Raw genomic sequence first — 23,184 nt, 5'->3', positions numbered from 1 at the left:
GCCGTGTGGCTGCGGCGCGGGGTCGGATTCGGCGACGATTGGGCCCGGCAGTGCACGCGGTCCGGGCATGCGGCCCGACCCGGCCCTCGCCCGGGTGGGATCGGCGGCCGGAGTCGACGACGGGGGAACCAGTGGACGCATTGCGGGCCGACGATCCGCGTCGCGTGGGGCCGTTCCGATTGCTCGGCCGGCTCGGTGCCGGTGGCATGGGACAGGTCTACCTCGGCCGCGGGCCCGAGGGGCGCACCGTGGCGGTCAAGCGGGTCCGGGTCGAACTCCTGGACGACGAGGACACGTTCCGGCCGCGGTTCGCCCGCGAGGTGGAGGCCGCGCGTCGGGTGCGAGGCCCGTTCACCGCACCGGTCGTGGCTGCCGACGCGTATGCCGAGGTGCCCTGGCTGGCCACCGCGTACATCCCCGGGATGGCGCTCGGCGAAGCGGTCGGCGCGTTCGGTCCGCTGCCCCCGCACACGCTGGGCGCGGTGGCCTCGGGCCTGGCCGACGCGCTGGTGGCCATGCACGCGGTGGGCCTGGTGCACCGGGACCTGAAGCCGGCCAACGTGCTGCTCGCGGTCGACGGCCCGATCGTGATCGACTTCGGCATCGCGCTGTTGGACGGGGCGACCGCGCTGACCCGCCCCGGGCACACCCTGGGCACGCTCGGGTTCATGTCGCCCGAGCAGTTCGAGCGGGCCGACGTCGGGCCGGCCAGCGACGTGTTCTCCTACGGGGCGGTGCTCGCCTACGCGGCCACGGGACGACTGCCGTTCGGCAGTGGGCCCTGGCCGGTCCTGTTGGCCAACCTGACCGGCCGCGATCCGGATCTGGCCGGTGCCCCGGAGGCTTTCCTGCCGTTGTTGCGGGCATGCCTGGACAAGGATCCGGACCGCCGGCCGACGCCGACCCTGGCCCGTGCGCTGGTACCGAGCGGAACGGGCGAGGACCTGCCGGGCGGCTGGTTGCCGGCGCCGCTCGCGCACGAGCTGTTACGGATCGCGGGGCGTGCGCTGGACGCCGAGGGCGTGCCGGATCCGCCGGGCGAGGCGGGGCCGGCCGACCAGGGCGGCGACGGCCCGCCGATCGCCTGCGCGGTGGTCGAGGACACCGCCGACTCGGTCGGGTTCGGGCCGACCCGGGTCGGCGCCGAGCCCGCCGGGGACGCGCTGCCGGGCGACCCGCCGGCCGACCTCCCGGCCGGCGCGTCGAGCCCGATGCCGCGCGCCGCCCCCGCCGTGCGTGGCCCGACCCCGGGGCGCGGCGGGAGCCATCGGCTGCCGTCGACCCGCTCCCGTTTCACGGTGGTGATCACGGTGGCCGTCGCGGCGGCGCTGACGGCCGGCCTGCTGGTGTGGCGCGGGTTCGGGGACGGCGCGTCGAACACCGCCCACTCGCGCGGCGCCTTCCGGGTCGGCCTGCTGCTGCCCGACGATCGGGCCGAGCGCACGGTGCGACCCGCGTTCGAGGCCCGGATCCGCCGGCTGTGTCCCGGCTGCTCGGTGCGTTTCGCGCAGGCCGGCCGGCAGCCGGACGTACAGCACCGGCAGATCGACACGATGATCTCGGCCGGCGTCCGGGTGCTGGTGCTGGGCCCGGTGGACCCCAGGGACTCGGCGGCGGCCGTGACCAGGGCCCGGGAGCGCGACATCCCGGTGGTGTCCTTCGACAAGCTGGCCGCCGGTCCGGTGGCCGGGCACGTCTCGTTCGATTTCCGGGCGGTGGGCCGGCTGCAGGCCCAGGCGCTGCTCGACGCGGTGCGCGCGGCGGGCGGACCACAGCGCGGCTCGATCGTGATGCTCAACGGCCGCGCGGGGGACCGGGCCGGAAACGAGATCAAGCGCGGCGCCCACGGCGTGCTCGACGGCGAGGTGACGATCGCTCGCGAGTACGACGTCGACGACGCCGGTGGACCCAAGGCCCAGCAGGTGATCGCGGACGCGCTCACCGCGCTCGGCGGGCCGCGGCAGTTGATCGGGGTCTACGCGGCGGACGACACCCTGGCCGCGGGCGCGTTGCGCGGCCTGACCGCCGCCGGGGTCGGCCCACCCGTGCCGCTGACCGGACAGGATCCGGACCCGGCCGCGCTGCGCCGAATCATCGCCGGCACCCAGACCGTGTCGGTGCTCAAGCCCGGCGGGCCGGAGGCCGAGGCCGCCGCCGAGATGGCGATCACGCTGGGCCGGGGCGAGGAGCTGTCGCGGGTCGACGTCACCCGCGACAACGGCACGACCCAGGTGCCGACTGTGGCGCTCGCACCGGTCGCGCTGACCAGGGGCAACGTCAAGGAACTGCTGCCCACGCTCACCGGCCTGGACGTGCGCGAGGTGTGCACGGCCGAACTCGCCTCCGAATGCGCCCGGCTCGGGCTCGGCTGACCGGCCGCCAACGCGCCTTCGGTGGGGCGTGGGCCCGGGGACGACAACGGCGGCGAGGGTCGATCGGGGCATCACCCACGATGCCCGGCGAATCGTCGGCCGGCCCGGACCGGCACGCGAGCGCCCCCGTCGATCGATGCGACGGGGGCGCTCGTGGAGTGGTCGTCGGGAGCAGGGGTCAGCTCGCGTCGAGGACCAGCTTGCGCACGTACTCGACCGCCTCGGCGACCGGGACCAGGGCCTTGTCGCCGCTCGCCCGGGAGACGATCTCCACGTTGCCCTCGGCCAGGCTGCGGGCGCCGACGGTGACCCGGAACGGGATGCCGACCAGCTCGATGTCCTTGAACTTCACACCGGGACGCTCGGCCCGGTCGTCCAGGATCGTGTCCACCCGCTGCCGCAGCAGTTCGGTGTAGATCTCCTCGGCCGTGCCACGCGACTTCTCGTCGTCCACGTCCAACAGCGCGACCGCGACCTCGAACGGCGCGACCGCGATCGGCCAGACGATGCCGTTCTTGTCGTGGTGCGTCTCCACGACCGCGGCCATCGCGCGCTCGACGCCGATGCCGTAGCTGCCCATGATCGGGGTGACCCGCTCGCCGTCCGCGCCCAGCACGTTCACGCCCAGGGCCTCGGTGTACTTGTAGCCGAGCTTGAAGATGTGGCCGATCTCCACCGTCTGCTCGACCTCCAGGCCGGTCCCGCAGGCGGGGCACGGCTCGCCGGCCACCACCTCGCGCAGGTCGGCCCAGGTGCCCACGGCGATGTCCCGCTCGATGTCCACGCCGCGCACGTGCACCTTGTCGATGTTGGCGCCGGTCACCATGTCCCGACGACCACGCAGCGCCTGGTCGGCCAGGATCGGTAGGTCGCTCACGCCGACCCCGCCCAGGCTGCCCGGGTAGGCGCCGAGCGCGGCCTTGATCTCGTCCGGGGTGGCCGGGCGCACGTCGGTGGAGCCGGTGGTGTCGATCAGCTTCTGCTCGACCAGCGCGTGGTCACCGCGCAGCAGGGCCAGGGTGAGCTGCCCGCCGACCATGTAGACCAGCGTCTTGATCTGCCGGTCGGCCGGCACGCCGTGCGCCTTGGTCAGGTTCTCGATGGTCTTGATGCCGGGGGTGTCGAACCGCTCCGGCGCGTCGAGCCCGGCGCCGTCCTCGATCTCCGCGAGCCGGGAGACGGCCTTCTCGACGTTGGCCGCGTAGTCGCAGTTCGGACAGTGCACGACGAGGTCCTCGCCGGCCGCGGAGGGGCACATGAACTCGGTCGAGCCGCTGCCGCCCATGGTGCCGCTGGACGCCTGCACGGCGATCGCCGGGATGCCCAGCCGCTGGAAGATCCGCACGTACGCCTGCCGGTGCGCCTCGAACGAACGATCCAGCCCCTCGGCGTCCAGGTCGAAGCTGTACGAGTCCTTCATGGTGAACTCGCGCACCCGGATCAGACCGCTCTTGGGCCGCGGCTCGTCGCGGAACTTGGTCTGGAACTGGTACCAGGTCTGCGGCAGGTCGCGGTAGGAGCTGAGTTCGTGCGCGAGGGTGGTGAAGATCTCCTCGTGCGTCATGCCCAGCGCCAGGTCCGAACCCTTGCGGTCCTTGAGCCGGAACATCTCGTCGCCCATGACCTCCCAGCGACCGCTCCTCTGCCAGATCTCGGCCGGGTGCATGGTTGGCAGGATCATCTCCTGCGAGCCGATCCGGTTCATCTCCTCGCGGATGATGGCGACCACCTTGGCCCGCACCCGCACCGCGAGCGGCAGCAGCGAGTAGTGACCGGCCATGAGCTGGCGGATGTATCCCGCGCGCACGAGCAGACGGTGGCTGACCGCGTCGGCGTCGGCGGGGTCCTGGCGGAGGGTGGGTACGTACAGATCGGACCAACGCATGAGACCGTGGCGTCCTGACGGCTAGAGGGGAAGGGCGAGCGACCTGCATTCTAAAAGCCGCGCGAGGCTCGGTCGGCCGAGTTTGCGCCCGGCTTTGGTCGGGGCCGGGATGTCTGGCAGAATGGCGAGCTGAGTACCCGGGGCATTGCCGGACCCTCTCTCCGCATGCTTACCGTGTCCACGATCAGCCGAGCCTCATGTCCCCACGTGAATGCCGGCTGTTCACCCACGTCAAGATGCAGGAGACACCACTCTCGTGGCAGTCAAGATCAAGCTGAAGCGCCTGGGCAAGATCCGTTCGCCCCACTACCGCATCGTCGTCGCCGACGCCCGCACCAAGCGTGACGGTCGGGCGATCGAGGAGATCGGTATCTACCACCCGATGGAGAACCCCTCGCGCATCGAGGTCGACTCCGAGCGGGCGCTCTACTGGCTGGGTGTCGGCGCGCAGCCGACCGAGCCGGTCGCGCACATCCTCAAGCTCACCGGCGACTGGCAGAAGCACAAGGGTCTGCCGGCCCCGGCCCCGCTGCTCGTCGCCGCGGAGAAGGCCGACAAGAAGTCGCTCTTCGAGGCCGCCGCCCGTGAGGCGATGGACGAGCCCAAGGACGGCGCCACCACGCCGAAGGCCAAGAAGGAGAAGAAGGTCGAGGCTGCCGCCGAGACCGAGACTCCGGCCGCCGAGGGCGAAGCCGCCGCCGAGACCGCCGCTGACGAGGGCTGACCATGCTCGAGGAAGCCCTCGAACATTTGGTCAAGGGCATCGTCGAGCATCCGGACGAGGTCAAGGTACGGGCGCGTAATCTCCGCCGCGGCCGCATTCTCGAGGTTCGGGTCCATCCCGAAGACCTCGGGAAGGTCATCGGTCGAGGTGGGCGCACCGCGCGTGCGCTGCGCACCGTCGTGACCGCGCTCGGCGGCCGAGGAGTCCGCGTCGACCTCGTCGACGTCGACCAGGTTCGCTGACGTACCCGGACATCACGTCCAACCGGGAGCTGCCCGGCGGAGTCATCCGCCGGGCAGCTTCTTGGCATTTTCGCCTCCTGCCTCGGGCACGAGGTTTCATCGGGCAGAGAACGAGGAGTCGCAGGTGCAGCTTGTGGTCGGCCGTATCGGCAAGGCACACGGCATCAAGGGCCAGGTGACCGTCGAGGTCCGTACCGACGAGCCCGAACTGCGGCTCGCGCCCGGCGCGGTGCTGATGACGGATCCCCCGTCGGTCGGTCCGCTGACCATCGCCGACGGCCGGGTGCACAGCGGCCGGCTGCTGCTCACCATCGAGGGTGTGAGCACCCGCAGCGGCGCCGAGGCGCTGCGCAACACGCTGCTGATCGCCGAGGTGGACCCCGAGGAACTCCCCGAGGACCCCGAGGAGTACTACGACCACCAGTTGATCGGGCTCGACGTGGTCACCGCGGACGGCGAGGCGATCGGTGAGCTGACCGAGGTGGTGCACCTGCCCTCGCAGGACCTGCTCCTGGTCCGTCGGGCGGACGGCCGCGAGGTGATGATCCCGTTCGTGCACCAGATCGTCCCGGAGATCGACCTGGAGAACCAGCGCGCGGTGATCACCCCGCCGCCGGGTCTGCTGGACGCGGAGAACGCGGTGCTCGCGGTCTCCGACCCGGAGGCGGGCGAGGACCGTCCGCGCGAGCGCAAGCCGAAGAAGGCCAAGCCGAAGAAGCTCACCGCCGCCGAGCGGGCCGCGGCGAAGGCCGCCCGAGCCGCGGCGCGGCCGGCGCCCGACGCGAAGCCCACGCCGGGCACGACGCCGCAGGCCGAGCCGAAGCCGCAGGCCGAGCCGAAGCCGGAACCCGGGCAGGACCCCTCGTGAGGATCGACGTCGTCACGATCTTCCCCGAATACCTCGCACCGCTGGACGTCTCCCTGGTCGGCAAGGCGTGCGCCAAGGGGCTCATCGACGTGCACCTGCACCAGTTGCGGGACTGGACGTACGACGTGCACAAGACCGTCGACGACACCCCCTACGGCGGCGGCCCCGGCATGGTGATGAAGCCCGAGCCGTGGGGCCTCGCGCTGGACGCGGTGCTCGAACAGGGCGTGAGCGAGGCGGCGCCGGTGCCGCGGATGATCGTGCCGACCCCGTCCGGGCGCCCGTTCACCCAGGACCTCGCGGTCGAACTGGCCGACGAGCCGTGGTTGTTGTTCGCGCCGGCCCGGTACGAGGGCATCGACCGGCGGGTGCTCGACGAGGCGGCGACCCGGATGCGGGTGGACGAGGTGTCCATCGGCGACTACGTGCTGGCCGGCGGCGAGGTGGCCGTGCTGGTCATGGTCGAGGCGGTGGCCCGGTTGTTGCCCGGTGTGCTCGGCAACGCCGAATCGCACCGGGACGACTCGTTCGCACCCGGTGCGATGGCCAACCTGCTGGAGGGGCCGGTCTACACCAAGCCCGCCGAGTGGCGCGGGCGCGAGGTGCCGCCGATCACGGTGTCCGGGAACCACGGCGCGATCGCCCGCTGGCGGCGCGACGAGGCGCTGCGTCGGACCGCCGCGCACCGGCCCGATCTGATCGGGCGCATCGCTCCGGCGGCCGTGGACAAGAAGGACCGGGCCACCCTCGCCGAGCTCGGCTGGGTCGAGCGGGACGGCCGGTTTCGGCCGGCCGATACACCTGTGGCAGACTGAGACGCTGTTGCCATGTCCCGATCCGGACCGGGTTCCCCGGGAGCCGGACGGCACCCCTGCCACAGGGGGAGCGCCACTCGGGAGCGGCGACCCCACACTTGTGACCACGAAACCCGTGGGTGACCTGTGGCACCCACGAGAAAGCGACGCGAGATGAACAAGCTCGACCACATCGATGCCGCATCCCTGCGGGACGACGTCCCGGACTTCCGTCCCGGTGACACCCTCAAGGTGCACGTGCGAGTCATCGAAGGCAACAAGTCCCGCGTCCAGGTCTTCCAGGGCTTCGTCCTGCGTCGCCAGGGTGACGGCGTGCGCGAGACCTTCACGGTCCGCAAGGTCAGCTACGGCGTCGGCGTGGAGCGCACCTTCCCGGTGCACACCCCGGTGATCGAGAAGATCGAGCTGGTCTCCCGCGGTGCGGTCCGTCGCGCGAAGCTGTACTACATGCGTGACCTGCGCGGCAAGGCTGCGAAGATCAAGGAGAAGCGTACGGACCGTCCGAGCCGCTGACCCGGGCGTTCCACCCGGGGTGCCTGGACCATGTCGAGGCGACCCGGACGCTAGGCTCGTTCGTGATGGACGACGCAGAGCAGAGCAAAGGCCGTGCCTCCACGGCGGAGGAATCCGCCGGTACCTCGTCCACCGAGGTCGTGGAGGCGCGGCCTTCGCGTGTCTCGGGGCAGGTGCGGAGCGCGGACGGCGACGAGACCGGCTCCGAAGGGGCCGTCGCGACGGTCGCGCAGCCGGCGAAGTCTCCAAACCTGGCAAAGGATTCGGCCGCGGAGCCGCCCCGGGAGCCGGCTGCGGATCCGGTACCCGTCGCCGATGCCGAAGCCGTCGTCGAACCCCCTGCCGAAGCGCACGCGAACGTCGTCGCGGCGCCTGCGGCCGACCCCGACCCGGCGACGGAGGGGGACGGGCCCGGCGAGCCGGCGGACGCCGCCGACACCGACGACGAGGCCGACGACGCACCTGCCGCGCCGCGCCGGCGGCGGATGCCCGCGTGGGTCGAACTGCCGCTCCTGGTCGCGGTGGCGATGGTGGTGGTGCTCGCGGTGAACTCGTGGGTGGCCCAGCCGTTCGTGATTCCGAGCGGTTCGATGGAGAACACGTTGCAGGTCGGCGACCGGGTCCTGGTCAACAAACTCGCCTACCGATTCGGGGACATCCACCGCGGCGACATGATCGTCTTCGACGGACGCGGCTCGTTCACCCCCGAGGACACCGACAAGGCGAACCCGGTGACCGGCGCGTTGCGCAAGTTCGGCGGGGTGTTCGGCTTCACGAACCCGGACGACAGCGACTTCGTCAAGCGGGTGATCGGGGTCGGCGGCGACGTGGTCAAGTGTTGCGACGCGCAGGGTCGGGTCACCGTCAACGGCGTGCCGCTGGACGAGGGCGACTACCTGCATCCGGGCGACAAGCCCTCGGACTTTCCCTTCGAAGCTGCGGTGCCCAAGGGCAAGCTGTGGGTCATGGGCGACCACCGCAGCAACTCGGCCGACTCGCGTGACCACCTCGGCGACCCGGGCGGCGGCATGGTGCCCGAGAGCCGGGTGATCGGACGGGCGCAGTGGATCATCTGGCCGTTCGGTCGCATCCAGGGCGCGGACCGGCCGAAGACGTTCGAGCGGCCGGACTTCGACCGTCGTGGGTAAGCGGGGCAAGCCCAAGGGTGCCCGCGCCGCCGAGGCCGGCACGTCGGGGCCGGCCACGCGCCCGCGGTCACCGGACACGGGGGCCGCACCCGCCGCGTCGGCCGGCGCGGTGGTGCTCGGCGAGGCCGAACCGCCGCCCTCGCCGCCCTCGGCGCCCTCGGTCCAGGCGGCCCCGCCGACCCGACGGCGGCGCGGCCGGCGTTCGCGGCGCAAGGACAAGGTGGTGCCGCTGTGGCGCGAGTTGCCGATGTTGGCGGTGATCGCGCTCGCGCTCGCGCTGCTGATCAAGACCTTCCTCGTGCAGGCGTTCTACATTCCGTCCGGTTCGATGGAGCACACCATCAACGTCGGCGACCGGGTGCTGGTGGACAAGTTCTCGCCGTGGTTCGGCTGGACTCCCGAACGCGGCGAGGTGGTGGTCTTCCGGGACCCGGGCGGCTGGTTGGGCAAGAAGCAGTCGGACGATCCGCCGCCCGGGCTCAAGCAGGTCAAGCAGGGCCTGGTGTTCGTCGGCATGTTGCCCTCGGACGACGAACAGGACCTGATCAAGCGGGTGATCGGGGTCGGCGGCGACACGGTGGCCTGTTGCGACCCCTCCGGTCGGATCACGGTCAACGGTGTCCCGTTGGACGAGCCGTACCTGTATCGGGGCAACGCGCCCTCGGAGAAGAGATTCAGCGTGACCGTGCCCAAGGGCCGATTGTGGGTGATGGGCGACCATCGCGGTGACTCGGCCGACTCGCGGGCACATATGGATCGGCCCTTTCAGGGCACCATCCCGGAGGGCGATGTGGTCGGTCGGGCCTTCGTGGTGGCCTGGCCGTTCGGCCGGGTGCATCGATTGCCCGTTCCGGAAACGTTCGGGAACAAAGCCCTGTCGGTTGCGATTCCCCCGCCCACCCCGGTCGTTATGGGAATGGTGGGTGCGGTTCCGCTGGTCCTGCTACGTCGACGTGTACGCTCGCGCCGGCGCATGCCGGACCTTTGGGACCGACATCGACCCGGCAACGTGCGCGGCACGGGTCGGAAATCATCAAGACAGAGCTGTGGGCGGCCGGTGGACAGCCCCGACCGGATGCCGTCCGGCCTGCACGGGTACGAGGAGGCGCCGTGGGGGAAGTCGTGATCGGAGCGCGATCCGCTGGTGGAGACGACGATCGTGGGCGGGAGCCGCAGGAGCGGCATCCGACCGACGCGCCGCACGATCCCGGAGCGCCACCGACCCAACCAACGAACGGGGACGGGCCCGCGCAGTCGCCCGATCTGGTGAAACGGCCGGCGTCCGATCCCGGGAACCGACCGGGCGTCGACCCGAACTCGGCGCCGATCTTCCCGGCGGTGGGCCCGACCCCCGCGCCCGGCGGCCCGGGCGGCGGTTCGCCGCCCGACGCGGACGATCCCGGCGGTCCGGGCGGCTCCGGCGGATCGCCCGGCCCGGAGGACTCCGGGGACGACGAGGGCGCCTCCGACTCGGGCGAACGGCGCAAGAAGAAGGGGTCGTTCTGGAAGGAACTGCCGCTGCTCCTGCTGATCGCCATCGTGCTGGCACTGCTCATCAAGACCTTCCTGGTCCAGGCGTTCTCGATTCCGTCGGAGTCGATGGAGAACACCATCAAGGTCGGCGACCGGGTGCTGGTGAACAAGTTCTCGCCATGGTTCGGCGCGGAGCCCGAGCGCGGTCAGGTCGTGGTCTTCCACGACCCGGGCAACTGGCTTCAGGAGGCCCCGAAGCAGTCCGACAACGCGGTGGTGCGCGGGTTGCAGAAGGGCATGTCCTGGGTCGGTCTGATGCCGTCCGCGGACGAGAAGGACCTGATCAAGCGGGTGATCGGAGTCGGTGGCGACCGCGTGCAGTGTTGTGACGCGCAGGGTCGCCTGATGGTCAACGGGAAGCCGTTGAACGAGAGTTCGTACCTCAAGAAGGGCGTGGCCCCGTCGACGAAGGTGTTCGACGTGACCGTGCCCAAGGGCCGGATCTGGCTGATGGGCGACAACCGGGACAACTCGTCCGACTCGCGCTATCACATGGACCAGCCGTTCAACGGGACCGTCGACAAGGACCAGGTGATCGGACGCGCGTTCACCGTGGTGTGGCCGCTGAACCGGATCCACGGGCTCGGGGTGCCGGGCACGTTCGATCAGCCGGGTCTGGGGCTCGACGTGATCGGCGGCACGCCGATGGCGGCCGGGCTGATCGGGGCCGTGCCGCTGGTGATCTGGCGACGCAGGCGCCGGGCGGCGGCGGACGGCGCGCCCGAGGCGCGGGTGGCCACCCGCGACCCCTCGGGAGCGCCGCCGGCCTGACCGCGGGTGCCTCGGCCCGGCCGGGTCGCTCGGGAGCGCTTCTCCCGGGCGACCCGGCCGGGCGCGTTCGGGGCACAATCCGTGGATGACGACTCAACCCGTGTCATGGCCCGGAGACGTGCCGGAGCCCGTTCCGGACTACCCCACCGACCTTGTTCCCGACCTGGAACGCCGCGCCGTGCGTGTGGTGCTGCTCGATCCGGACGATCGGGTGTTGCTGTTTCGCACCCGGGTCGACGAATCCGACCCGTCGCAGTGGTACGACCTGCCGGGCGGCGGCATCGATCCCGGGGAGACCTACGTGGACGCGGCGGTCCGGGAGATTCGGGAGGAGACCGGCCTGCGGATCGCCCCCGCCGACGTGGGCCCGCCCACCTGGCGGCGGAGTGTGACCTGGGCGCGCCCGGGGCATCGGCGGGTGCAACACGAGTTCGTGGTGCTGGTCCGGATCGCCGAGCGGGCGCCCGCGGTCGGCGAGGACCGGTCGCAGTGGACGGCCGAGGAGCTGGCCGAGTACCAGGAGGCGGTGTGGTGGTCGCCGGCCGAGATCAAGGCCGCCCCCGTGCGGTTCTACCCCGGGCGGCTGCCCGAGCTGCTTGCGGCGTTCCTGGCGGGCGAGCTGATCGACGAGCCGTTCGAGTGGTGGAACGACTGAGCGGCGGCAGGCCGCCCGGGATCCGGCCGGCCGATCCGGGCCGCAGGCGGGCTCCCGGACCGTTGTGCCATGGTGCGCCGGTGGTCGCGAGGGTCGCCGGTACACAATGGGAGACGTCAGCGAAGCGCAGGAGCGAGGGGCGCGCATGAGTGCGGAAGATCTCGAAAAGTACGAGACCGAGATGGAGCTGCAGCTCTACCGCGAGTACCGCGACGTCGTCGGTCTCTTCAAGTACGTCATCGAGACGGAAAGGCGCTTCTACCTCACCAACCAGTACGAGCTGCACGTGAGGTCGGCCGACGGGGAGGTCTTCTTCGAGTTGTCCATGGCGGACGCGTGGGTGTGGGACATGTATCGGCCCGCGCGATTCGTGAAGAATGTCCGAGTCCTCACCTTCAAGGACGTCAACGTCGAGGAACTGACCAAGAGCGAATTCGAGATGCCCTCGGGCAACGAGGGATTCGGCGGCTGAGCGGACCCGGCGCGGGTCCCCACCCGCAAGGGCGGCGTCCACAACGACCGAGTCGTCCACAGCCGGTCGGGCCCGCGCCCACGACCACCTCCGGCCCCGGCACTGTCGGTGCCGGAGGTGGTCGTCGTGCGAATCGGTGCGGGTGGCGGCGAAGACCGGGGCAGCGGCCCCGCGGGTGCACGGGAGGGGGCCGGCCCGGCCCGGCAGTCCCGGAACACCGCTGTGGGGCGGTACGGCGAACGGGTCGCGGCCCGGTATCTGATCGAGATCGGGATGGCCGTCCTGGATCGCAACTGGCGATGTCGCGACGGTGAGATCGACATCGTCGCCCGGGACGGGCCCACGCTCGTGGTGTGCGAGGTCAAGACCCGGCGGGCGGGCGGCTTCGAGCATCCGCTGGAGGCGGTCGGCGCGGTCAAGGCACAGCGGCTGCGGGTGCTCGCGCAGCGCTGGTCGCTGGCCCACCCGGCGGTCGGCCCGCCGGGGGGCGAGGTGCGGATCGATCTGGTCGCCGTGGTCCCGGCCGCGCGCGGGGCGGCCCGGGTCGAGCATGTGCGGGGGGTGTGCTGACCATGGGCTTCGCACGGACCCGCTCGGTGACCCTGCTGGGCGTCGACGGCGTGGTGGTCGAGGTGCAGGCCGACCTGGAGCCCGGGGTGACCACGTTCACTCTGGTGGGATTGCCGGACAAGACCCTCGTGGAGTCCAAGGAGCGAGTGCGCGCCGCGCTGGTCAACAGCGGCGAGGAGTGGCCGCAGCGACGGCTCACGGTGGGCCTGTCGCCCGCGACCGTGCCCAAGACCGGGTCGGGGTTCGATCTGCCGATCGCGGCCGCCGTGCTGGCCGCGGCGGGCGTGCTCGACCCCCGGGTGATCGAGGACCTGGTGATGATCGGCGAACTGGGCCTGGACGGGCGGCTGCGACCGGTGCGCGGGGTGCTGCCGGCGGTGATGGCCGCCGCCGCGGCGGGCTGCGCGCGGGTCGTGGTGCCCGCCGTGGTGGCCGGCGAGGCCGAGCTGGTGCCCGGGATCACCGTGTGCGGGGTGACCTCGCTGCGTCACCTGCTCGCGCTGCTGCGCGGCGAACCGGTGCCGGTGCCGGAACGCGCGGTGGCCGACATCGGCCTGGGCCCGGACCCACTGGCCGTGGTCGGCACCCTGGCCGCGGGCCCGACGCCGGCCGGCGCGGAGCCGGCCGACCTGGCGGATGTCGCCGGACAGGACCGGGCCCGGCGGGCGCTGGAGGTGTGCGCGGCGGGCGGCCACCACCTGTTCCTGCTCGGCAGCCCCGGAGCGGGCAAGACGATGCTGGCCGAACGGCTGCCCGGGATCCTGCCCGCGCTCGACGGGCCGTCCTCGCTGGAGGTCAGCGCGGTGCACTCGATCGCCGGCACGCTGCGCCCGGACCTGCCGCTGGTGACCACGCCGCCGTTCTGCGCGCCGCACCACAGCGCCACGATGCCCGCGATCGTGGGCGGCGGCAACGGCCTGCCCCGCCCGGGCGCGGTCTCCCTGGCGCATCGGGGCGTGTTGTTTCTGGACGAGAGTCCGGAGTTCTCCGGGCGGGTGCTCGACGCGCTGCGGCAGCCGTTGGAGTCGGGCACGGTCACCGTCGCCCGCAGTGGGGGGATGTTGTGTTTCCCGGCCCGGTTCCTGCTGGTGATGGCGGCCAACCCGTGTCCGTGCGGGCGGTTCTCCGGGCGCGGCCTGGACTGCACCTGCTCGGTGCTGATGCGGCACAAGTACCTCTCCCGGCTGTCCGGGCCGCTGATGGACCGGATCGATGTGCGGGTCACCGTGGACGCCGTCTCCCGGGCCGAGTTGTTCGCGCCCGAGGGGTCGGGGGAGCGGTCCGCGGTGGTGGCCGCACGGGTGCTGGCGGCCCGGGAGCGGGCGGCGCGGCGACTGGCCGGGACCGGGTGGGCGGTCAACGCCGAGGTGCCCGGGCGCGAGCTGCGGACCCGCTGGAGCGTCGAGCCGGACGCGCTGGATCGGGCGGCCCGGGACATGGAGCGTGGGCTGCTCACCGCCCGGGGCCTGGATCGGGTGTTGCGGGTCGCCTGGACCGTCGCCGACCTGCGCGGGCGCGAGCGGCCCGGGCGGGCCGATCTGGACACCGCGCTGGAGCTGCGGACCGGGATCGTCCGGGGCGACTCGGCGGGCGACGGCGAGCCCGCGTCGTGAGGGCGCCGGATCCGCTGCCCTGGGCCGAGCCGGACCCGCCGGCTCGGGACGCCGCGGCGGAACGGTCGGCCCGGGCCGCGCTGACCCGGCTGGTGGAGCCGGGCGACGAGGCGTTCGGCCGCGCGGTGCGGGTCCACGGCGCCGCCCGGTTGTTGGCCGACCTGCGGGCGGGCCGCGCGTTGCCGGTCGAGTTGGCCCGGCGGGATCCGGCCGGCTACCGGGTCCGACTGGGCGGGCACGACGACCCGGAGCACGACCTGGCGCGGATCGCCGGGCTCGGTGGCGACTTCGTGGTCCCCGGCGACCCGGGCTGGCCCACCCAGCTCGACGACCTGGGGGACACCCGGCCACTGGGCCTGTGGGTGCGCGGCGCGGCCACGCTGCGGCTCGCCGCGTTGCGCTCGGTGGCGGTCGTGGGCGCGCGGGCCTGCACCGACTACGGCGCGCACGTGGCCGCGACGCTGGCCGCCGACCTGGCCGAGGCGGGCTGGACGGTGGTCTCGGGCGGCGCCTACGGGGTGGACGCCGCCGCACATCGCGGCGCGCTCGTGGTGGCCGGCCCCACCGTCGCGGTGCTCGCGTGCGGGATCGACGTGCACTATCCACGCGGACACGAGCGGCTGCTCACCCGGATCGCCGAGGAGGGCACCGTGGTCACCGAGCTGCCGCCGGGGGCGCACCCCACCCGATACCGCTTCGTCGAGCGCAATCGGGTGATCGCGGCGCTGACCCGGGGCACGGTGGTGGTCGAGGCGGCGCTGCGCAGCGGGGCGCTGATCAGCGCGCGTCGGGCGGCGCGGCTGGGCCGCCAGGTGATGGGGGTGCCGGGGCCGGTCGGCTCGCCGAGTTCGGCCGGGGTGCACGCGTTGTTGCGCGAGCCGGGTTCGGTGCTGGTCACCCGGGCGGCCGAGGTGATCGAGCAGGTGGGGCTGATCGGTGACGACCTCGCGCCGGTGTTGTCCGGTCCCCTCCGGCCGGGCGACGATCCGGCGCCGATCACGCGCCGGATCCTGGAGGCGGTGCCGACCCGCGGTGCCGCGTCCACGGCGCGGATCGCCCGCGAGGCCGGTCTGGCGCCCGCCGCCACCCGCCGCCATCTGGATGTGCTGGTCGCCCGCGAACTGGTCGATCGCACCTCGAAGGGGTGGCGTCGCCGTGGCGGTGCTTGACCTGGGGCGGCAGTGATCATCACCGTGAGGGGAGGCCCAATCGAGGAGGTGCCATACCCCGTGACCGACGAGAGCGTGGCCGAGGCCGCGGCCGAGGAAGAAGAGGCCGCGGCAGAGGCAAGGGACACCGGCCGCCCCGATCGGATCGCCCCGCCGCCGACCGCGCCCGCCCGACCGACGGGCGGGGCCCGGCTCCACCGCCGCGGCGGGCGCCCGCGCGCTCGGGACGGCGTCGACCCCGCTCCCCTCGAACGCGCGTGCCCGGGTGGCGTCGCCGCGACGTTCGACGACACGCCCGTACCGGCCGGTGACCTTGTGGCCGCGTCGACCCCCGTGCCCGCATCCGACGCGGCGGGTACACCCGTCCGGGTCGGTGCGACCGCCGTACCCGGGCGCGCCACGGCGCGGACGCCGAGCCCGGTCGCGCACGCGCGCACCCCGCCCCGCCCCGGCCCGCCCGCGGGCACCCCCGATCGGTGGATCGGCGCCGGTGGGCGGCCCCGCGCGGGCCGGACCCGGGGCGCCGCCCGCCATCGGGCCCAACCCTCGTCCCGACCACCGCGACCGGCACCCCCGACCCGCGCGGAAACCACCTTCGCGCCGCCGCCCGGATCCGTCGGGCGCGATCCGGGCGATCCGGGTCACCGCGCCGCGATCCGGCCGAATTGTGCCCGACGGGATATTCGTAGCGCTCGGGAGTCGTCAGGTCACGCTACGCTCGCGAGAACTCAGATCTGCACGCACGTCTCCGTGGAACGACACAAGGCCACGCATGCCCAAGCAAATCCCAGGGCGTAAGAGCGCCACCGCGTCCGCGTCCCAGGACGGACCGGCCGTCACCGTCGAGGACGGTGGCGCTTCCAACCGTGCGCTGGAGAACCTCTGGAGCGACTTCAAGCGCTCGGGGGATCCCACCCTGCGGGAACGCCTCATCCTGAATTACTCGCCGCTCGTGAAGTACGTCGCCGGGCGCGTCGGCGTCGGCCTTCCGGCCAACGTGGACCAGGCCGACTTCGTCTCGTACGGGATGTTCGGCCTGATCGACGCGATCGAGAAGTTCGACCTCGACCGCGCGATCAAGTTCGAGACGTACGCGATCAGCCGCATCCGGGGCGCCATCATCGACGAACTGCGCGCGCTGGACTGGATCCCGCGATCCGTGCGGCAGAAGGCCCGCGCGGTCGAACTGGCCTACGCGGGCCTGGAGGCCAAGCTCAACCGCACGCCCTCGGAGGTCGAGGTCGCGCACGAGATGGGCATCGCGCTGGAGGACCTGCACGCGATCTTCAGCCAGCTCTCGCTGATCAACGTGATGGCCCTGGACGAACTCCTGCACACCGGCCAGGACGGCGGCGACCGGCTCAGCCTGGTGGACACGCTGGAGGACACCACCGCCGACGACCCGGTCGAGGTGGCCGAGAGCCGAGAGATGCGACACCTGCTCGCCCGCGCGGTCAACGCGCTGCCCGAACGGGAGAAGACCGTCGTGACGCTCTACTACTTCGAGGGCCTGACCCTGTCCCAGATCGGCCAGGTGCTCGGGGTGACCGAGAGCCGCACCTGCCAGATCCACACCAAGGCGGTGCTCCAACTGCGCGGCAAATTGTCCGACGCGCGGTGAAGGGTTCCCGCGTTGTTCGCGGCCCGGCCTTCGTCGAATGTCGGTACGACTCCTTAATGTGGACAAGTGGACAGCAAATCGGCAGGCACGACGGCAGCCCCCGCCACCCGGTCCGGGGCAACGGATCGATCCGGGCCGGGCCCCTACCAAGCCGCGGACCTCGCCCGGTGGGTCACCGAACCCAACAAGCGACCCGGTCGCACCGCGTTCGAGCGCGACCGGGCCCGGGTACTGCACTCGGCCGCGCTGCGTCGCCTCGCGGGCAAGACCCAGGTGGTGGTCCCCGGCGAGACCGCCGCCGCGGGTCAGGACAGCCCGCGGACCCGGTTGACCCACTCGCTCGAATGCGCCCAGATCGGTCGTGAGCTGGGCCAGGCGCTGGGCTGTGATCCGGACCTGGTGGAGACCGCGTGCCTGGCGCACGACCTCGGCCACCCGCCGTTCGGCCACAACGGCGAGCGCGCCCTGGACGAGGCGGCCAAGAGTTGCGGCGGCTTCGAGGGCAACGCGCAGAGCCTGCGCCTGCTCACCCGGCTCGAACCCAAGACGTTCGCCCCGGACGGCCGCAGCGTGGGCCTGAACCTGACCCGCGCCGGGCTGGACGCGGTGCTCAAATACCCGTGGTCGCGCCGCCCCGACACGCACTCCTACGGGGCCTACGAGGACGACCTGGCCGTGTTCGAGTGGGTGCGCGCCGGCGCCGACCCCAGCCGCCGCTGCCTGGAGGCCCAGGTGATGGACTGGTCCGACGACGTCGCCTATTCGGTGCACGACCTGGAGGACGCGGTGCAGTCGCACCGGCTCGACCTGGTCCGACTGCGCGACGCCGGCGAACGGCGCGAACTGCTCGACCTGACCGTGCGCCGCTACCGCCCCGACTGCGCGGCCGACGAACTCGGCGAGGCCCTGGACCGACTGCTCGCGCTCGACTTCTGGCCGGTGGGCTACGACGGCTCGCGTCGCGCCCAGGCCCGGCTCAAGAACGCCACCAGCGGCCTGATCGGCCGCTTCTGCCTGGCCGCCGAACACGCCACCCGCGAGCTGTACGGCACCGACCCGGTCACCCGCTACGCCGCCGACCTGATCGTCCCGCGCGACATCCGGCTCGAATGCGCCGTGCTCAAGGCGGTCACCGCGCGCTACGTGATGGCCCGCGAGGGCGCCGAGCGGCTGCGCGAGCGCCAACGCGCGGTGATCACCGAACTGGTCGAACTGCTCGTGGCCGGCGGTCCCGAGGTGCTGGACGCGTCGTTGCGCGCGGACTGGGCCGACGCCGCCGACGACGCGGCCCGGCTGCGGGTGGTCGTCGACCAGGTGGCCTCGCTCACCGACCGCGCCGCGATCACCCTGCACGCCGCGCTGAGCTCGCGGTGAGTCGCCCGGTCGCCGCCGACGTCCACCGCGCGGACCCGTAGACTCGACGATCGTGGCCGGCCGTATCCGTGAGGAAGACGTCAGGCGGGTCCGCGAGACGGCACGCATCGCGGAGATCGCCGAACAACACCTGCAACTGCGCAACGCGGGCGGAGGAAACTTCAAGGGGCTGTGCCCCTTCCACGACGAGAAGTCCCCGTCCTTCCAGGTCAGCCCGGCGAAGAACCTCTGGTACTGCTTCGGCTGCGGCGAGGGCGGCGACGTTCTCGACTTCGTCATGCGCCTGGACCACACCACGTTCTCCGAGACCGTGGAGCGGCTGGCCCAGCAGTACGGCATCGAACTGCGCTACGAGGAGGGCGGCTACACGCCGGGCCGCCAACAGGGCCGGCGCACCCGCCTGGTCGAGGCGCACAAGATCGCCGCCCGCTGGTTCGCCGATCAACTCGGCACTCCGGAGGCGCAGACCGCCCGGCAATTCCTCGCCGACCGAGGCTTCGAGCAGGACGCCGCCGAACGCTTCGCGCTCGGCTACGCGCCCAAGGGCTGGGAAAACCTGGTGCGCTTCCTGCGCGGCAAGGGCTTCACCCCGCAGGAGATGCTGGAGGGCGGCCTGGCCAGCGAGGGCCGCAACGGGCCGATGGACCGCTTCCGGGGCCGGTTGATCTGGCCCATCCGCGACATCACCGGCGACGTGATCGGCTTCGGCGCGCGCAAGCTCTACGACGACGACAACGGTCCCAAGTACCTGAACACCCCCGAGACGCCGATCTACAAGAAGTCCCAGGTGCTCTACGGCCTGGACCTGGCCAAGAAGGAGATCGCCAAGTCCGGCCGGGCGGTCATCGTCGAGGGCTACACCGACGTGATGGCCTGCCACCTCGCCGGCGCGGGTACCGCGATCGCCACGTGCGGCACCTCCTTCGGCGACGAACACATCAAGGTGCTGCGCCGACTGCTGATGGACTCCGGCGAGTTCCGCGGCGAGGTGATCTTCACCTTCGACGGCGACGCGGCGGGCCAAAAGGCCGCGCTGCGGGCGTTCGAGGAGGACCAGAAGTTCGTCACCCGCACCTTCGTCGCGGTCGAGCCGCGCGGCCTGGACCCGTGCGACCTGCGCCTGGCGCACGGCGACGAGGCCGTGCTCGGCCTGATCGACGCGCGCGTCCCGCTCTTCGAGTTCGCCATCAAGTCCCGGATCGAGGGCCACGACCTGTCCACCGCCGAGGGCCGGGTGGCCGCCCTGGACGCCGCCGCACCGGTCATCGCGGGCATCAAGGACCAGGCCCTGCGGCACACCTACGCGGTCCGGCTCGACTCGATGCTCGGCTTCCTGGACGAACGGTTCGTGGTCGCCCGGGTCGCCCAGGTCAACCGCTGGCAGCGCGAGCGCGCCGCACGCGGCGAGCGGGGCGCCCAGCCCGGTCAGGCCCCCACGCAGCCCGGCCGGCAACCGCAGGCCGCAGCGCGACCGGGCGGCTTCCGGCCGGACCCGCGCGACATGTGCCAGGCCGTGCAACGCGAGGTGCTCAAGCTGGCGTTGCAGGCCCCGGTGTTGGTCGCACCGGCGTTCGACCACTACGAGGCCGACGAGTTCACCGCGCCGGCGTACGCGGCCGTGCGCGCGGCGATCGCCGTCGCCGGCGGCGTGTGCTGCGAACTCGCACAGACCCCGAACTGGGTCGCCGAGGTGCGCACCGCCGCCCCCGACGACACCGTGCGGCACATGGTCACCGAACTCGCCGTGGAGAGCCCGCACATCACCGCCGACCCGGACCGGGCCTACGCCGACGGCAACCTGGTCCGGCTGCGGGTGTTCTCCGCCGAACGCCGGATCGCCGACGCCAAGTCCCGCCTGCTGCGCATCGACCCGGTCCGCGACGCGGACGAATACGCGCTGGTCTGGCAGGAGTTGACCACCCTGGAGACGTACAAACGCGCCCTGGTCGACCGAGGCGCCGAGGCGCTGTACGCCCCCGGCGGCTGACCCCCGGGGCGTCTGCCCGGGCAAAACCGCCCCCACCCGGCCGGTGGGCCGCGTCGATCGGCCGGATCGCCCCCGTGCCGGCGAGATTTCCGCGCCCAACCCTCGGCGGCAGGCCCCCTCGTACAGCAGACTGGGGAAGGTGCATCGGCACACCAGAGGGGGGAAAACGCCCGGCGGCGACCCCACCCACACGGATCGGACGGATGAGCCTGAACCGGGCCCGGCCACCGTCCTCACGGAGCACGCCACCCCAGGAACCGCGCCACCCGAACCACCCGCGCCGGCCGCGGCCGAAGACGTCGAGCGACCGGCCGCCGACGGCGAACCCGAGAGCGCCCCGCAGCCCGCGGAATCCGGCGCCTCGTCCGCCGACCTGCTGCGCCAATACCTGCGCGAGATCGGCCGGGTGCCCCTGCTGAGCGCCGCGGACGAGGTCGACCTGGCCCGTCGGGTCGAGGCCGGCCTGTTCGCCGGCGAACGCCTGCTCGCCGACCCGCCCACCGACCCCGCCGCCCGCGACGCGCTGAGCACCCTGGTGCACGACGGCGAGCGGGCCAAGCGCCGGCTGATCGAGGCCAACCTGCGCCTGGTGGTCTCGATCGCCAAGCGCTACGTCGGGCGCGGCCTGGGCCTGCTCGACCTGGTCCAGGAGGGCAACCTGGGCCTGATCCGGGCGGTGGAGAAGTTCGACTACACCCGCGGCTACAAGTTCTCCACCTACGCGACCTGGTGGATCCGCCAGGCGATGAGCCGGGCGCTGGCCGACCAGGCGCGCACCATCCGGGTCCCGGTGCACGTGGTCGAACTGATCAACCGGGTGATCCGGGTGCAGCGCCGACTGCTCCAGGAACGCGGCGAGGAACCCACCGCCGAGGACGTCGGCAGGGTGCTCGACCTGACCGCCGCGCGGGTCACCGAGATCCTGCGGCTGGCCCAGGAACCGGTGTCCCTGCACACCCCCGTCGGCGAGGACGAGGTGCTGTTGGGCGACATCGTCGAGGACACCGACGCGACCTCCCCGGCCGAGGCCGCCGCCGCCCTGATGTTGCGCGAACACCTGGAGGCGTTGTTGTCCACGCTGGGGGACCGCGAGCGTCAGGTGGTGCAACTGCGTTACGGCCTCGCCGATGGCGAACCGCACACCCTGGAGGAGATCGGCCGGGTCTTCGGGGTGACCCGCGAGCGCATACGCCAGATCGAGTCGCGCACCCTGTCCCGCCTGCGCGAGCGGTCCTATTCCGAGCAACTCCGGGGCTATCTCGACTGATCCCCGACCGTTGTGCCCGGGAGTCGGGTCGCGCTCGGTCGGCTGCTGTCAGAATCTGCCCATGCCGACAAGCCCGACACCCACCCTCGTCGCCGGAGTGCACTGCTCGGCGCGCCAGTTGCGCATCCTCGTCTGCGACGCCGAGACCGGTACGCCACTGCGCCAGGGGCGCGCCGCGTACGCCGAGGGCGCCGCGACCACGCCCGGGGCATGGCTGCGGGCCTTCGGCGAGGCCGCGGCGGGCGGTCTCCTCGACGACGTGGCCGCGATCGCGGTGGCCGCGCAGAACCACGGCGCGGTCCCGCTGGACGCACAGGGGGTGATCCTGGGCCATCCCCTGCCCGCGGACGACCCCGGCGCCTCCGGAGCCGCCGCGGACCTCGTGGACGGGCTCGGCGGGCCGGCCGCGTGGACCGCCGCGACCGGGTCGGTGCCGCGCTCGTCGTCGGCGATCGCCCAACTGCGCCGCTTCGCCCGCTTCGAACCGGAGGCGGTGGGCCGGATAGCCTCCGTGCTGCTGCCGCACGACTGGGTCACCTGGCAGTTGCTCGGCTGCCCGCCCGACCCGGTCACCGACCGCGCGGACGCCTCCACCACCGGCTACTACGCCACCACGGGAGAGTGGCGGGAGGATCTGCTGCACCTGGCCATCGGTCGGGTGCCGCGCACACCGATCGTGCTGCCGCCGGGCGGCGCCGCCGGGCGCACCCCGGAGGGGGTGCTGGTCTCGGCCGGGACGGGCGCCGAGGCGGCACTGGCGCTCGGGGCGGGGCCGGCCGACGGCGACGTGGTGGTCGCGATCGGCACCATCGGCACCGCGTTCGCGTCGCACCCGGTGTCGTTGGCCGACCCCACCGGCGTGGTCGCCTCCTACGCCGACGCCACCGGACGCCACCTGTCGCTGACCCGCACCCTCAACGCGGCCCGGGTGTTGCGCGGAACCGCGTCGATGCTGGGGCTGGACGCCGAGGCGTTCGACCGGGCGGCGCTGGAGTGCACACCCGGCGCCTGCGGACTGGTCCTGCTGCCCTACCTCGACGGCGAGCAGATCCCCGACCTGCCGCACGCGGCGGGCACGCTCACCGGACTGCGCCCGGAGAGCATGACCCCGCAGGCGCTCGCCCGGGCCTCGGTGGAGGGCATGTTGTGCGGCATCTCGGATTCGCTGGACGTGCTGCGCGACCGGGACGTGGCGGTGGAGCGGGTGATCCTGGTCGGCCCCGGGGCCCGCTCGGCGGCGGTGTCCACGATCGCGCCTGCCCTGCTCGGCATGCCCACCGCGGTGCCCGCGGCGGCGCTCGCCGGACGCTACGTGGCCCAGGGCGCGGCCCGACAGGCCGCGTGGGCGCTGTTCGGGGCGCTGCCGGCGTGGGCCTCGGGAGTGGGCACCTTCGTGGAGCCCGACGAGGAGGAACTCGCGTTCGGCGACGCGGTCCGGGCGCAGTATCGCGAGGTGCGCGACCGGCTGCATCCGGGCGCGGTACCGCCGCCGCGCGAGGGGGCGGAACTGGGCGGGCGCCACCGCCGGGGGTGATCGGGCAGGCGAAGGCCGCCAGGCGATTCCGCTGCCCGGCCCCACCGGCTC

The 23,184-nt window shown here is 72.7% G+C and carries 20 protein-coding genes; 19 read left to right on the top strand and 1 reads right to left on the bottom strand.

Annotated elements, in window-relative coordinates:
• Positions 1-5: 5 nt before the first annotated feature.
• Positions 6-2,372, top strand: coding sequence for a substrate-binding domain-containing protein (locus tag ABZ374_RS14375; protein WP_360310617.1), 2,367 nt, complete (start codon positions 6-8; stop codon positions 2,370-2,372).
• A gap of 178 nt (positions 2,373-2,550) precedes the next feature.
• Here the strand turns inward: ABZ374_RS14375 and ABZ374_RS14370 are convergent, their stop codons facing one another.
• Positions 2,551-4,257: a proline--tRNA ligase gene (locus tag ABZ374_RS14370; RefSeq protein WP_360310615.1), complete on the bottom strand. Its 1,707-nt coding sequence runs from the start codon at positions 4,255-4,257 to the stop codon at positions 2,551-2,553.
• 256 nt (positions 4,258-4,513) lie between these two features.
• On the opposite strand from ABZ374_RS14370, the gene rpsP reads away from it, so the two are divergent.
• The 18 genes from rpsP (at position 4,514) to ABZ374_RS14280 (ending at position 23,133) form a co-directional block, all read left to right on the top strand.
• Positions 4,514-4,981: a 30S ribosomal protein S16 gene (gene rpsP / locus ABZ374_RS14365; protein ID WP_360310613.1), complete on the top strand. Its 468-nt coding sequence runs from the start codon at positions 4,514-4,516 to the stop codon at positions 4,979-4,981.
• Between the two features lie 2 nt (positions 4,982-4,983).
• The gene (locus tag ABZ374_RS14360; RefSeq protein WP_020553237.1) at positions 4,984-5,223 is read left to right on the top strand and encodes an RNA-binding protein; all 240 of its coding nucleotides are present in this window, start codon (positions 4,984-4,986) and stop codon (positions 5,221-5,223) included.
• A gap of 124 nt (positions 5,224-5,347) precedes the next feature.
• A complete protein-coding gene (rimM, locus tag ABZ374_RS14355; RefSeq protein WP_360310611.1) occupies positions 5,348-6,091 on the top strand; it encodes a ribosome maturation factor RimM in 744 nt (247 codons plus the stop codon).
• The gene (gene trmD / locus ABZ374_RS14350) at positions 6,088-6,906 is read left to right on the top strand and encodes a tRNA (guanosine(37)-N1)-methyltransferase TrmD (RefSeq protein ID WP_360310609.1); all 819 of its coding nucleotides are present in this window, start codon (positions 6,088-6,090) and stop codon (positions 6,904-6,906) included. Before rimM ends, trmD begins: the two co-directional genes overlap by 4 nt.
• Before the next feature lie 153 nt (positions 6,907-7,059).
• Complete coding sequence (rplS, locus tag ABZ374_RS14345) at positions 7,060-7,419, top strand: 50S ribosomal protein L19 (protein ID WP_360310607.1); 360 nt, start codon at positions 7,060-7,062, stop codon at positions 7,417-7,419.
• A gap of 65 nt (positions 7,420-7,484) precedes the next feature.
• Complete coding sequence (lepB, locus tag ABZ374_RS14340; protein ID WP_360310605.1) at positions 7,485-8,567, top strand: signal peptidase I; 1,083 nt, start codon at positions 7,485-7,487, stop codon at positions 8,565-8,567.
• Positions 8,560-9,693 carry a signal peptidase I gene (lepB, locus tag ABZ374_RS14335; RefSeq protein WP_360310603.1) on the top strand — a complete coding sequence of 378 codons (1,134 nt, stop codon included), beginning with the start codon at positions 8,560-8,562 and terminating at the stop codon, positions 9,691-9,693. Before lepB (ABZ374_RS14340) ends, lepB (ABZ374_RS14335) begins: the two co-directional genes overlap by 8 nt.
• A 212-nt stretch (positions 9,694-9,905) precedes the next feature.
• Positions 9,906-10,871, top strand: a complete 966-nt coding sequence (gene lepB / locus ABZ374_RS14330) for a signal peptidase I (RefSeq protein ID WP_360310601.1) — start codon at positions 9,906-9,908, stop codon at positions 10,869-10,871.
• Between the two features lie 85 nt (positions 10,872-10,956).
• The gene (locus ABZ374_RS14325; protein ID WP_360310599.1) at positions 10,957-11,526 is read left to right on the top strand and encodes an NUDIX domain-containing protein; all 570 of its coding nucleotides are present in this window, start codon (positions 10,957-10,959) and stop codon (positions 11,524-11,526) included.
• 145 nt (positions 11,527-11,671) lie between these two features.
• On the top strand, positions 11,672-11,998 hold the full coding sequence (locus ABZ374_RS14320; protein ID WP_020553228.1) for a DUF2469 domain-containing protein: 327 nt from the start codon (positions 11,672-11,674) through the stop codon (positions 11,996-11,998).
• Positions 11,999-12,100: 102 nt separating this feature from the next.
• Complete coding sequence (locus tag ABZ374_RS14315; RefSeq protein ID WP_360310757.1) at positions 12,101-12,568, top strand: YraN family protein; 468 nt, start codon at positions 12,101-12,103, stop codon at positions 12,566-12,568.
• 2 nt (positions 12,569-12,570) lie between these two features.
• The gene (locus ABZ374_RS14310; protein ID WP_360310597.1) at positions 12,571-14,181 is read left to right on the top strand and encodes a YifB family Mg chelatase-like AAA ATPase; all 1,611 of its coding nucleotides are present in this window, start codon (positions 12,571-12,573) and stop codon (positions 14,179-14,181) included.
• The gene (gene dprA, locus ABZ374_RS14305) at positions 14,178-15,350 is read left to right on the top strand and encodes a DNA-processing protein DprA (RefSeq protein ID WP_360310595.1); all 1,173 of its coding nucleotides are present in this window, start codon (positions 14,178-14,180) and stop codon (positions 15,348-15,350) included. The genes ABZ374_RS14310 and dprA overlap by 4 nt, the downstream gene beginning before the upstream one ends.
• Before the next feature lie 772 nt (positions 15,351-16,122).
• Entirely contained in the window at positions 16,123-16,971 is an 849-nt protein-coding gene (gene whiG / locus ABZ374_RS14300) for an RNA polymerase sigma factor WhiG (RefSeq protein ID WP_360310593.1), read from the top strand.
• A gap of 66 nt (positions 16,972-17,037) precedes the next feature.
• A complete protein-coding gene (locus ABZ374_RS14295) occupies positions 17,038-18,345 on the top strand; it encodes a deoxyguanosinetriphosphate triphosphohydrolase (RefSeq protein ID WP_360310591.1) in 1,308 nt (435 codons plus the stop codon).
• A 52-nt stretch (positions 18,346-18,397) separates the two neighbouring features.
• Positions 18,398-20,332, top strand: coding sequence for a DNA primase (gene dnaG / locus ABZ374_RS14290; RefSeq protein ID WP_360310589.1), 1,935 nt, complete (start codon positions 18,398-18,400; stop codon positions 20,330-20,332).
• 139 nt (positions 20,333-20,471) lie between these two features.
• On the top strand, positions 20,472-21,599 hold the full coding sequence (locus ABZ374_RS14285) for a sigma-70 family RNA polymerase sigma factor (RefSeq protein ID WP_360310587.1): 1,128 nt from the start codon (positions 20,472-20,474) through the stop codon (positions 21,597-21,599).
• A gap of 61 nt (positions 21,600-21,660) precedes the next feature.
• Positions 21,661-23,133 (top strand): FGGY family carbohydrate kinase, encoded by a 1,473-nt coding sequence (locus ABZ374_RS14280; RefSeq protein WP_360310585.1) that lies wholly within the window; start codon positions 21,661-21,663, stop codon positions 23,131-23,133.
• Positions 23,134-23,184: the final 51 nt, after the last annotated feature.

It is taken from the genome of Embleya sp. NPDC005971 (assembly GCF_040629175.1).
Lineage (GTDB): Bacteria > Actinomycetota > Actinomycetes > Streptomycetales > Streptomycetaceae > Embleya.
Note: the sequence above shows the minus strand (reverse complement) of the source record. Positions and strands in the feature narration are given on the sequence as shown.